7 protein-coding genes and 1 rRNA gene are annotated in these 11,517 nt (G+C 41.9%); 2 read left to right on the top strand and 6 right to left on the bottom strand.

What is annotated here, in order from left to right:
• The first annotated feature begins 11 nt into the window (after positions 1–11).
• Positions 12–129, top strand: a 5S ribosomal RNA gene (gene rrf / locus PN470_RS13770).
• 47 nt (positions 130–176) lie between these two features.
• On the opposite strand, the gene PN470_RS13765 is transcribed toward rrf, so the two are convergent.
• The 3 genes from PN470_RS13765 to kaiC all read right to left on the bottom strand — a co-directional run bounded on the left by PN470_RS13765 (position 177) and on the right by kaiC (position 5,309).
• The gene (locus PN470_RS13765; RefSeq protein WP_271937731.1) at positions 177–2,801 is read right to left on the bottom strand and encodes a DNA polymerase III subunit alpha; all 2,625 of its coding nucleotides are present in this window, start codon (positions 2,799–2,801) and stop codon (positions 177–179) included.
• A gap of 84 nt (positions 2,802–2,885) precedes the next feature.
• On the bottom strand, positions 2,886–3,716 hold the full coding sequence (locus PN470_RS13760) for an amino acid ABC transporter substrate-binding protein (RefSeq protein ID WP_271937729.1): 831 nt from the start codon (positions 3,714–3,716) through the stop codon (positions 2,886–2,888).
• Between the two features lie 72 nt (positions 3,717–3,788).
• A complete protein-coding gene (kaiC, locus tag PN470_RS13755; RefSeq protein WP_002744832.1) occupies positions 3,789–5,309 on the bottom strand; it encodes a circadian clock protein KaiC in 1,521 nt (506 codons plus the stop codon).
• Between the two features lie 442 nt (positions 5,310–5,751).
• Between kaiC and PN470_RS13750 the strand changes: the two genes are divergently transcribed.
• On the top strand, positions 5,752–5,901 hold the full coding sequence (locus PN470_RS13750; RefSeq protein ID WP_172963190.1) for a hypothetical protein: 150 nt from the start codon (positions 5,752–5,754) through the stop codon (positions 5,899–5,901).
• 78 nt (positions 5,902–5,979) lie between these two features.
• On the opposite strand, the gene PN470_RS13745 is transcribed toward PN470_RS13750, so the two are convergent.
• The 3 genes from PN470_RS13745 to PN470_RS13735 form a co-directional block, all read right to left on the bottom strand.
• Positions 5,980–6,906, bottom strand: a complete 927-nt coding sequence (locus PN470_RS13745) for a branched-chain amino acid transaminase (RefSeq protein ID WP_271937725.1) — start codon at positions 6,904–6,906, stop codon at positions 5,980–5,982.
• A 23-nt stretch (positions 6,907–6,929) separates the two neighbouring features.
• Positions 6,930–8,690, bottom strand: coding sequence for a M61 family metallopeptidase (locus tag PN470_RS13740; protein ID WP_272104690.1), 1,761 nt, complete (start codon positions 8,688–8,690; stop codon positions 6,930–6,932).
• Between the two features lie 328 nt (positions 8,691–9,018).
• Positions 9,019–11,469, bottom strand: coding sequence for a transglycosylase domain-containing protein (locus PN470_RS13735; RefSeq protein ID WP_271937733.1), 2,451 nt, complete (start codon positions 11,467–11,469; stop codon positions 9,019–9,021).
• Positions 11,470–11,517: the final 48 nt, after the last annotated feature.

Raw genomic sequence — 11,517 nt, 5'->3', positions numbered from 1 at the left:
GTTCTACCCTTCCTGGTGTCTTTAACGTGATGGCACCACTCCGATTCCATCCCGAACTCGGTTGTGAAACTTCACCGTGGCCAAGATACTTGTCGGGTTGCCGACCGGGACAATAGCTCGATGCCAGGATTATTCTTTCCTACCCCTCAATCCGACAAGATTGGGGGGTTTGGTTTTTAGGAAAAATCAGAGGATTTTAAATCTAAACCGCGCTCAAATATTGTATCTATGGCTAACATTTCTCCGTCGCTAGTCATAAATTTATGATCTTTGGTTGCTTGGATAGTTTGGCCATTTTCTAGGGTATATTCAAAGACTTCTTGTAAACCTCGCTCGTGCCATTGAGAGATTGGTTGACTATAAACAAAACCATTTTGGTCAACAGTATAAACAGTGCAGTTAATTTCTTCGCTCACAATTTTAGCAATTGGTAATAATCCGTATTCCTCAGTTAAAATTAACGTCTCACCTCCTAGACAATATTCGGCAAAATTTACCATCTGTTCAAAGAGATTTTCAGCGATTCTTTTTTCCACACCATTTTTAGCAGCACCATCGATAAACATCTCCCTTTGTTTCTGCATTTCGGAGGCTTTTTTCTTACCCATTGCCCGACGCAATAGATCCGCTTCTCCTAGGGAATAACCGGCTAAATCCTGCGCCATTTTCATAATCTGTTCTTGATAGACTAAAACTGCGTAGGTTTCCTTAAGAATTGGTTCCAATAAAGGATGATCATAACGAATGGGTTCTCTACCGTGTTTTCTGCCAATAAAGAGAGGAATTAATCCCGCATCTAAAGGTCCGGGGCGATAGAGTGCTAAGATTGAAGATATGTCCTCAATACCCGATGGTTTTAACTCTTTAACTATCTGTTTCATCCCCGATGATTCTAACTGGAAAATACCTTCTAAATCCCCTTCTTCTAGTAATCCGTGGGTTTTGAGAATATCGGGAGGTAGTTTTTTATGTTCCCCTTTAGCCCGAATTTGCAGGGCTTTTCTTTCATCTAAAGGCAATTGATCCAGATCAATTTCTATGCCCTGATTTTGTTTAATTAAATCGGCGGTTTTTTTCAAAGTAGTTAAATTTCTTAACCCTAAAAAGTCCATTTTTAACAATCCCAATGATTCTAAATCCTCCATGAAATATTGGGTAATTACCGCCCCATCATTATTTTTCTGGAGGGGAACCACTTCATCTAAAGGTTGGGAAGAAATGACGACTCCCGCGGCATGAACTCCGAAGGTTTTGTTAGTACCTTCGATACGAATTGCCATATCTAACCAATGACGCACATGGGGTTCCGTATCGTATCTTTCTTTAAATGCCGGTTCGGGAGTTTCATCGGAAATCATCACTTTTAAAGGTGTGGGTTTACCGCGAGAAACGGGAATCATTTTCGCCATTTTATCCGATTCGGCGTAGGGAATATCTAACACCCGCGCCACATCTTTTAAGACAGCTTTTGATGTCATGCGGTTAAAAGTAATGATTTGAGCAACATTAGCCTCCCCGTATTTCTCCGTAACGTATTGGATCATTTCATCCCGTCTCTCGATACAGAAATCCGTATCAATATCAGGCATAGATTTCCGTTCAGGATTGAGAAAACGCTCAAATAATAACCCGTGATGAACGGGATCAATATTGGTTATTTTTAAAGAATATGCTACCAAAGAACCCGCCGCAGAACCGCGTCCTGGACCGACGGGAATATCATGATCTCTAGCATATTTTATATAGTCCCAAACGACGAGAAAATAGGTAGAAAATCCCATTTTCTGTAGCATTTTTAATTCGTATTCAAGTCTTTCTTTGTAAACAGGTTCAATTTCGTGACGAGAAGGACATTTTAATCTTTCTAGTAATCCTAACCAAGCAATTTCTTCTACATAACTATCAGCAGTATGTCCCGCAGGAACTGGATAGTTAGGTAGTCTTGGTTCATTAAATATGTTATAAGGTTCGACTTTTTCTGCTACTTCTAAGGTGTTATTAATCGCTTCTTCAATCACATCTTCTGGCAGATGATCACGGAAAAGTAAACGCATTTCATCAGCAGATTTTAAGTATTCTGTGCCGCTATAACGGAGGCGTTTATCTTCAGTAATTAACTTGGCAGTTTGAATACATAGCAAGGCATCGTGTGCCTCTACATCGTAACAGGAAATAAAGTGAGAATCGTTAGTAGCAACTACTTTGATTCCTAATTCTTTAGCAATTTTAACTATTTCTACATTGACAATCCGATCTTCTTTAGAACCGTGGTCTTGAATTTCTAAATAAAAATCATCACCAAAAAGTTTTTTATACCATTTAGCAGTTTCCTTAGCCGATTTTCTGTTATTAGCTAAAATTGCTTGGGGAATCTCTCCACCCAAGCAAGCACTGGTAACTATTAATCCTTCGTGATATTGTTGGAGTAACTCTTTATTGATACAAGGACGAGCAAAAATGCCTTTACCTTGAATACCTTTCAGATTAGAAATAGTAGTTAATTTAACCAGATTTTTATAGCCTTGGGTGTTTTTGGCTAAAACAACTTGATGATATTTTCGGTGGCGAAGATTGACTTCAATATCGCCATTAACTACATACATTTCGTTGCCAATAATTGGTTTTATTCCCTTATTACGACAGGTTTTAATTAATTCGATCGCACCATACATGACTCCATGATCGGTTAAAGCGATCGCCGGTTGTCCTAATTCGATCGCTCGATCAATTAGTGCCGGTAATTGGGAAGCACCATCAAGTAAGCTATAATCACTGTGAATATGTAAACCGACAAAAGACATAATTTTTTGAGAAAAAAGTGACAAAGAAAAAGAAAAAAACCTAGAATCTACTTACTTTTAATTTTCAGCAATTACAGTCTATGTTTAGGGTTGATTGAGAATCGTATAGGGAAAAAAACCTTGTTCTAAATTAAACCATTGTTCTCGCAGTCTCCGGTTATCATTGCTGCCGACGACAGTATCAACAAATTTTTTCCATTCGGGATCGTTTTTGGGTAAAATACAGCCATAAAGTTCGGTGGTAATCGGTTGACGGGGTAGTAGCACAAATTCTCGGAGATCCTGTCCTTGTTTAACGATTTCCCCCAGTAGAAGAATTCCATCACTAACCACTGCGTTTACTTCTCCCCTTTGTAATTTTGCCACTGCCTCACTTCGATCGCTGACAGCTTGCCAATTAGCCAGAGGATAGATATAACGAATAATACTATCGGTGGTGGTGTGGGGAATGTAGGCGATCGCAACCGCCGCTAAAGTGTTATTAATATCTATTTTATCAGCATTTTCTCTTTTAGTTAGAAATTGCGCTCCTGTCATAAAATAGGGAGTAGAAAAATTAACCTTTTCTAGTCTTTCTTCCGTAATTGTTGCCGCATTACAGGATAAATCTACTTGTCCCTGTTCCACTTGCTGAAAACGATTATTAGTCGTCGCTTCTATAAAGGTTATTGTAATCGGTTTACCTAATTCTTGTGCTAATCGACGTTGGACTAAGCGCATTAATTCCACTCCGTAACCTGTCCATTGTCCCGTTTTCTCATCGATATAACTAAAGGGAGTAGCGTCTTTTCTGGCTGCCGCTTTTAATTCTCCCGTGCGAGCAATTCTTTGTAAAACTGTTTCTGCTAAGACTGATAAATGTAGGTTATTTATCAGTAAAAGACCTAGAAAAATCAACCAAAAGTTTTTAGACATATCAAGAAAGCAAGAAGGAGATAAGTAGAAAAAGCCAACCACCGACGTGCGATTAGCAAATGCTGCTATATTTTAACTACGATCCTCAAATAATCCACTCAAACGTTCTACTTCTGTTTGTGCTGTGTACATAGGAGTTCCAGCCAGAATTCCGGTAACATTGCGGAAAGGTTGACCAATGTGCATACCTTGATGATCGATCGAAAACTCACGAATATCCTTATCGTGCATAGAACCGCGCATTTTTAAAACAGTGATACCGCGGCGCATTTCTCCATACATTTCCACATAACGCAACAGAATAATTGAATCAGTAATTGTAGAAATATGTGCTTCTGTAATCGAGGAACCTCCTAATAAAGTGGGAGTGGTGGAAGTAAATAATCCTCCCACCTCTTTTTGCTTAATAAAAGAAGTCAAACCGATAATAAATTCCCGAAATCCTTTCAGATTAGAAACCCTTTCTAAAGCAGATAAACTATCTACTGCCACTCGATTAGGTTGAAACTCCTCGATAATTTCCTTCATCATAATTAAATGATTTTCTAAACCCGTAGTTTCGGGATAACGGCAGACTACCTTTAATTTACCTTCCTTTTCCATGCGGTCATAATCCACACCCCAACCGGTAGCATTTCTAAATAACTGTTCGCGACTTTCCTCGAAGGCAAAAATTAAACATCTTTCCCCATTGGTTACTCCCCCAGCCATAAATTCTGTCACCATCAGGGTTTTTCCTGTTCCTGTGGCTCCCGAAACCAAAATAACCGAATCGCGGAAGAAACCACCCCCACACATTCTATCGAGTTCCAGGCTGCCGGAAGTAATACGAATATTAGAGGATTTTTGTTCTAATTCAATAGCTGATAAAGGAATAATCACGGCCCCTTTATTGGGAATAATTGTAAAAGGAAATTCTCCTTTTTGGTGATCGGTTCCGCGATATTTTAAAATTTCGATCGTCCTTCTTCTTTTCTCATCGGTTAAAACGTTGCGTAAAATCACCACATTATCGGCCACAAACTCCTCCACCCCATAACGACTGATTTCGCCGTATTCTTGGGTTCTTTCTGCGGTCATAATCGCTGTTACTTCCAATTCTCGCAAAGCGGTTGCTAGACGAAAAAGATCACTTCTCACTTGAGCGCTGTCACTTAAATGGCTAAAAATTGCGCCTAAAGAATCCATAGACACCCGTTTGGCTTTATTTTTGCGGATAGCAAACTCAATGCGAGCGATTAATGCGCCTAGGTCGTATTCTCCCGTCACCATCGGCTTTTCTTCCGGTTGGGGGGAAGCATCGACAAAGGCCCATTGGCGATTTTCCTCCCACTGCCGGATATTCCAACCAAAACCACCCATATTTTTTCTGAGTGCGTGGGGTGGCTCCTCGAAGGTGACAAAAACGCCATTTTCTCCATTTTTGATGCCTTCTGCGAGAAATTGACAGGCAAAAACCGTTTTAGCACTTCCTGCCGTCCCCGCTATCAAAGTTGCTCTTCCTTTCGGCAATCCCCCTTCCGAAAGAAAATCAAAGCCGGGGATTCCTGTTTCTAACTTCTCAATCAACTCTAGGGGATTATTTTGCGTCATTCTAAGTTCTCTATGAAAACGAGCTAATGTTTATTGTACCTATTTCAGTGACCGGCGATACCGGAAATTTATCCCTAGTTTGAGAGTTTGAGCATTTGTAATAAAACTTCCCAGACATCGTTTAAATGCAGGACAGCTTCACCCAAGCATAAAGAGATTGGTTATATTCAAGGGAAACTATATAAGCAGGTAAATCTTAGCCACAATTAACCAAAACGGTAACAAACTAATAGTCAGAATCAAAGTAAGTTTTGTATTTATAGCGTTTCCTAAGCTAGTGAGGTACACCTATTTTTCTTCCCTTTTGCCTTTTGCCTGTTGCCTTTTGCCTAAAACCCATAACTTTTGTACCTCAGCAGAGTGAAAAACGCTATAGTTGATTAATACTATTCTTGACAACTTTGATAGAGTTTAAGGTATAATCATAGTTATTTGCTCTACTATGGAACATACAACCGATAATAATCAAAATCAGCAAGAAAGCGATAATCAAAAAGAAAAAATAGCAAGAGATAATAAACCCATCCTGAAGATTGATCCTAAGAAAACTATACCCTACATACAGGAAGGAATCAAACCGAAAAATAGATAAATTCTGTTTATTTCAGGGTTCCTTGAGAGGTGCCATTATTTGACGCATCTCAAGGAAAAATAAAGTAAATTTCTCTGACTATAAAGGAACTTGAGTAATCCAATCTTGATACTTTGGTTCCTGATTGAGAACGATAGAACTTAACTTTTCTTTTAACTGATAAGTAATCGGTTTAGCCGCGGGTAAAGAAAAAGTTTCAATCCTTTTAATCGGAGTAATTTTCGCCGCAGTGCCACTTAAAAACACCTCATCAGCGATAAATAATTCCGTCTTATCTACGGGTCTTTCAATAACCGGAATACCCAAATCCCGCGCAATAGTTAAAACACTATCTCTAGTAATACCCTCTAGGATATCTTGGTCAAAACTAGGAGTAATTAGCTGACCATTTCTGATGATAAAAATATTCATTCCCGTCGCTTCACAGACTTTACCCTGAGAATTCATTAAAATTGCCTCATCAAACCCGGATTCTACCGCTTCCGTTTTTGCTAAAGCAGAAGTGATATAAGCGGCGCTAATTTTACCTCGCAACGGGAAACTTCTATCCTCTTGACGATACCAAGAACTAATCCGACAATTAACCCCATCGGCTGCTAAATAATCATCCATTTCTAGACCATAGACTAGAAAATCCTTCTCGATACCATGCAATCGCGGGGCAATTCCCAACCCAGAACTATAGATAAGGGGACGAATATAAAAAGGTCGATGACACTGATTATTTTTGACAAAATCGATAATTATTTGATAGATTTTATCAGCAGGAATCTCGTAATTAAGAAACTTAGCACTTTGACTTAAACGCTGACAATGACGTTCTAATCTAAATAATAATATTTGTCCCGGATTGTTAGGGTCGGGAGTACCTCGTAAACCACCGAAAGCGGCAGTTCCGTAGTGTAGCGCGTGGGTAGCAATGGATAATTTTGCCTCAGTAAAAGGGATAAATTTATTCTCAAAATAGGCGAGAGGAAGGAAAGGAATTTCGGCGGTAATAGACATTTTTTTGTTGATTTAACCAAGAATTAAACGGGATTTACCCATGCGGAAAAATTTTGTTTCTGGCTATTAGAAGGATTTTCTACCCTGATAATTTCATAGCGAATCGTCTGCGGGGTGGCCAGTGGAACAGCAAGGGTTCGCAATTCATCGAGATGAAAGACTGTTATCTGAATAATATCACCTGCGCGGTAGTCTTTTAATCTTTCGTTTAACTGTTCCGCCGTCACCCGCAATCCATCGATAGCCAATAATTCATCATCAGCATTAATTCCCGCTTTTTGGCAAGGGGAACCCATCTCGACAAATTTAATTATTTCTTTACCCGCTTCACTCTGTACCCGCATTCCCAGATGAGGTATCGTCTCCCCATTGCTAACACCCCGCAGATAGAGTCCAAAAGGTTCAAGATATTGATTAAAGGGTAATTCTGCCAAACCGTCGATATAACGCTGGTAGAAGTCGCTTAAATCCACTCCCGCAGCCGATTCGAGAATTGCCTGCAATTCCCCATCGGTATAACCAATCTCCTCTTTACCGAAATGTTGCCACATCGAGCGTAAAACATCATCGAGGGAACGACGGTTATCGGTGTGGGTGCGAATTAGTAAATCGAGAAGCAGCGACAATAATTCCCCCTTGAGATAGTAGGAAATTTGACTATTATCGCTATTGCTATCCCGTCGATAGAGTTTTATCCAAGCATCGAAACTCGATTCGCCTAGAGGTTGGACAAGACGACCGGGTATATTGAGATAACGGGTGATTTCTTTGCTTAAAAGCTCTAAAAAAGTCTTACTATCGTATATTCCCGCCCGTAGAGGGATTACTATATCATAATAACTGGTGGTTCCTTCGGCAAACCAGAGGGAAGAAGTATAATTTTCTGCGTCATAATCGAAGCTTTCTAAAGCTTTTGGGCGAATACGCTTGATATTCCAGAGATGAAAGAACTCATGGGCGACTAATTGCAGAAAACGATTATATTTATCCTTATCTCGCAATCCCAAACGCGCATAGTTAAGGGTACAGGAATTTTTATGTTCTAGTCCCCCGTAACCAGCCGCCGAAAGATGTAGCAAAAAGAGATAATTATCATAAGGGAGTCCACCGAACATAGCGGACTCGGTTTGAATAATTTTAGTGGTATCGGCGATAATTTGACTAGGATTGGCGTTTCCCCGTCCCCAGATAGCTAATTGATGGGGTTTTCCCTCGACGACAAAATCGTATAACTGATGAATCCCCACTTCCACAGGACTGTCCACCAGGGTATCAAAATCGGGAACGTGAAAGGTGTTTTTCTGTCCGGGTAAAGATTTTAAGGCAGTGGTAACGCGCCAATCGCCATGGGGGGGGATAATTGTCAGGGTGAGGGGATGTTTTTGATAATCGGGGATATAGAAAAATAAAGCAGCCCCGTTGAAGTAACCGTGAGTATCATCGAGATGGTTGGTTCTGACGGTTAAATCGTAGGCAAAAACGCGATATTTGACCGTTATTTCGGAACTGTCACCATTGTCAATCTGCCAGTGATTTTTAGCAACTTTGCGACTGTTAAGGTTAATAGCTTGAAAATCTTGAACTAAACGGGAGTATTCCCGCACTAGATAGGAACCGGGAGTCCAAACCGGCATTTTTAGGTTTAAAATCGGAGCTTGCCAACCGGTAATCTGTAGAGTGACTTCAAAGAGGTGTGAAGTCGGTTCCGACATAGCCACTTGATAGCTGAGACTTAAACGAGTTGAGGAGATGGTAGCGGGGGAAATAAGACTGGTCATCGGCATTAAACGGCTTTTAAGTTATTATAGCGGCAAGCTTTCGGCCAATTTACCCGGTTTCGCCGCCAAAAATCCGATGGTTTTCCAAGATTTGACCTCTTGGATAATTAATTTTTGATGGTTCAAAAACGGCAAAAATAAGGATTAAATCGCCTAAAATCTGTAAATAGACTATTTAATTGATTATTACTTATTCTTAATTCTCCTGACTACTGACTACTGGCTACTGACTCCTAACCCTAACAACAATTTTTGATTTTTACAAGCGGTCTATTTTACCGAGCAGTTTGGGAAAGAAAACCCCCGCAAATCCTGCGAGGGTTGTCGTGCCGATTCAGCGTCTTTCTGCCGGGGGTGCAGGAGGAGCCACATCGGGGGGAGAAGTTACCTCTAGGGGAACCGAACGAGTTTCGGGAGCCGCCACATTGACGGGAACGGTAATCGGTTCGGCTGCTGCGGGGGCCGTATTTTGAGGACGAGGAGCGGCGGCGCTGGTAGGAGCGACTCTAGTACGCCGACGACTAGAACGGCGTTGGCCCGGTTCGCTAGTATTAGAACGAACGATAGTTTGCACACGACTTACCCGAACCCGTCGCCGTCTGCGGATAGGTCTTTCGGTGGGGGAACCCTCATCGCTGCTGGCTAAACGATTGTTAGTAGTTTGGGTAAAGTAGGTACGTCGGGGTTTAATGGGTTCCGCTTTTAATGTCACCGGACGTTTGCCTAAATTCGGTTCTGGGAAACCTTGATAGGGAATATCCTTAATTGCTTCTAACATAAATTGTCGCCACATCCAAGCGGACATGGTACTGGCTCCATTGGTGGGTTTATTATTGTCATTACCGAGCCAAATTCCCGTGACTAATTGGGGAATATAACCGACAAACCAAAGGTCGCGAGCTTTATCAGAAGTACCGGTTTTTCCTGCCACCGGACGACCAATTTGTGCTGGGGTTCCCGTTCCCGAATTAACCACATTCTGTAGCATCCAAGTCATCGTCGCTGCCGTGTTTTTATTCAGAGCAGTTTTCGGTTTAAAATTGGCTTGATAAATTACTTTACCATTGCGATCGAGTACCTGATTAATACCGTAAACTGGTTGATGCACACCATTATTAGCAAAAGTCCCGTAGGCGCTGGTCAATTCTAAAAGATTGACTTCCGAAGCACCCAAAGCCAAAGAATAAGTGGGTAAAAGTTTCGACTGGATCCCCATATCTTGAGCTAATTTAATCACCGGATTCCAACCGACGGCCACTAACACCTGAACTGCCACCACATTCAGGGAAGAAGTCAAAGCATCGCGCATGGACACCGCGCGGCCGCTATACCTATCACCGTAGTTTTCCGGTTTATAACCATCCACTACATACTGTGCATCTTTATAACTAGAATAGGGGGATTTCCCCGCCGCAATCGCCGCCGCATAGACAAAAGGTTTAAAAGTAGATCCCGGCTGACGTTTTGCCTGTGTCACCCGATTGAATTGATTCTTATCGTGGTCAATTCCTCCGACCATAGCCTTAATTTGCCCATTTTTGGGGTCAATTGCCACTAAAGCCGCCTGTTGGAAGTTCTGCCACTGGCCATAACGAGAAACCGCTCTTTCTACCACTTCCTCCCCTTCCCTTTGCCAACGAGGATTAAGGGTAGTTTTTACCACCAATCCCCCCGCTTCTAGGGTTTTAGCGGGAACCAGTTGCGGCAGTTCTTTTTCCACATAATCGGTAAAGTAGGCCGCTTGCCGTTGCAGACGTTTTAGGGGACTGGTTTTAATGCCTAGGGGAGATGCGATCGCTTGTTCGGCTTGAGCAGCAGTAATAAATCCCACCTCGGCCATAGTTTTGAGGACGATATTACGCCGTTCTAGGGCAGATTTAGGGTTTTCGAGGGGAGAATAGAGACTAGGAGCGGGAACAATGCCGGCAAGGGTGGCAGCTTCGGCTAGGGTTAATTTATCGACGGGTTTACTGAAATATAACCAAGCGGCATCGGCCAGACCGTAGGCCCCGGAACCGAGATAAACTAGGTGAAAATAACGCTCTAAAATCTGGTCTTTTGTATATTTATCTTCTATTTTCTGAGCGATACGCATTTCGCGTAATTTGCGATCAAAACTCCTTTCTTGGGATAAAAAGACAATCCGGGCCAATTGTTGGGTGATGGTGCTGCCTCCTTCCACTACTCCCCCGGCTCTCAGGTTAGAAAAGAGAGCGCGAGCAATACCCTGGCCATCAACTCCCCCGTGTTGGCGAAAACGACGGTCTTCACTAGCGATAAAGGCCTCCTGTACCAGTGGGGGAACTTGGGCAATTTTCACGGTTTCGTAGGTGCTAGGGCCATTTTGCTTGAGGATTTCCCCATTAGCGGCTTCAATTGTCAAGGTGCCAGGACGAGCATAGGTTTGTATATCAGCGATATTTTGCGGTAGAGAGCTTTCAAGGCGATAAATGCCCCAACCTACCCCCAAAATACCCCCAGTTACGCCTAATCCCAATCCCAAGTACAAGCCAAAGCGGGGATGTTGTCGCCATTGCGGTAAGGGAGAATTGTTGATCAGGGTGGTAAATTTGTTCTTTAAGGGTTTTAACGTCTCTATAGCCTTGCTACTGGTTCGGGAGACTAAATTAACCTTTTTCTCTTCGGAAGCGGCTTCTACTGGCTTTTCCCCAGCAACTGGCGCAGATTTGGAGTCGATAGGATCGACTTTAGGGGGTTGCTTGGAATTTCCTAATTTATTAGCAAGATTATGAAAAAATTGACTAAGTTTTTGTTTGTATTTCATGTTAGTTGAGCGGGTGAGGGAAGTGGGGAAGTGGGGTGTGGGGTGTGG

Source organism: Microcystis sp. CS-574 (genome assembly GCF_028329095.1).
GTDB classification, from domain to species: domain Bacteria; phylum Cyanobacteriota; class Cyanobacteriia; order Cyanobacteriales; family Microcystaceae; genus Microcystis; species Microcystis ichthyoblabe_A.
The sequence above is the reverse complement of the archived record's forward strand: the minus strand, read 5'-3'. Positions and strand labels throughout refer to the sequence as shown.

Coding starts and splice junctions, on each gene's coding strand:
- PN470_RS13765 (WP_271937731.1), bottom strand. CDS start 2,801: ATGTCTTTTGTCGGTTTACATATTCACAGTGATTATAGCTTACTTGAT.
- PN470_RS13760 (WP_271937729.1), bottom strand. CDS start 3,716: ATGTCTAAAAACTTTTGGTTGATTTTTCTAGGTCTTTTACTGATAAAT.
- kaiC (WP_002744832.1), bottom strand. CDS start 5,309: ATGACGCAAAATAATCCCCTAGAGTTGATTGAGAAGTTAGAAACAGGA.
- PN470_RS13750 (WP_172963190.1), top strand. CDS start 5,752: ATGGAACATACAACCGATAATAATCAAAATCAGCAAGAAAGCGATAAT.
- PN470_RS13745 (WP_271937725.1), bottom strand. CDS start 6,906: ATGTCTATTACCGCCGAAATTCCTTTCCTTCCTCTCGCCTATTTTGAG.
- PN470_RS13740 (WP_272104690.1), bottom strand. CDS start 8,690: ATGCCGATGACCAGTCTTATTTCCCCCGCTACCATCTCCTCAACTCGT.
- PN470_RS13735 (WP_271937733.1), bottom strand. CDS start 11,469: ATGAAATACAAACAAAAACTTAGTCAATTTTTTCATAATCTTGCTAAT.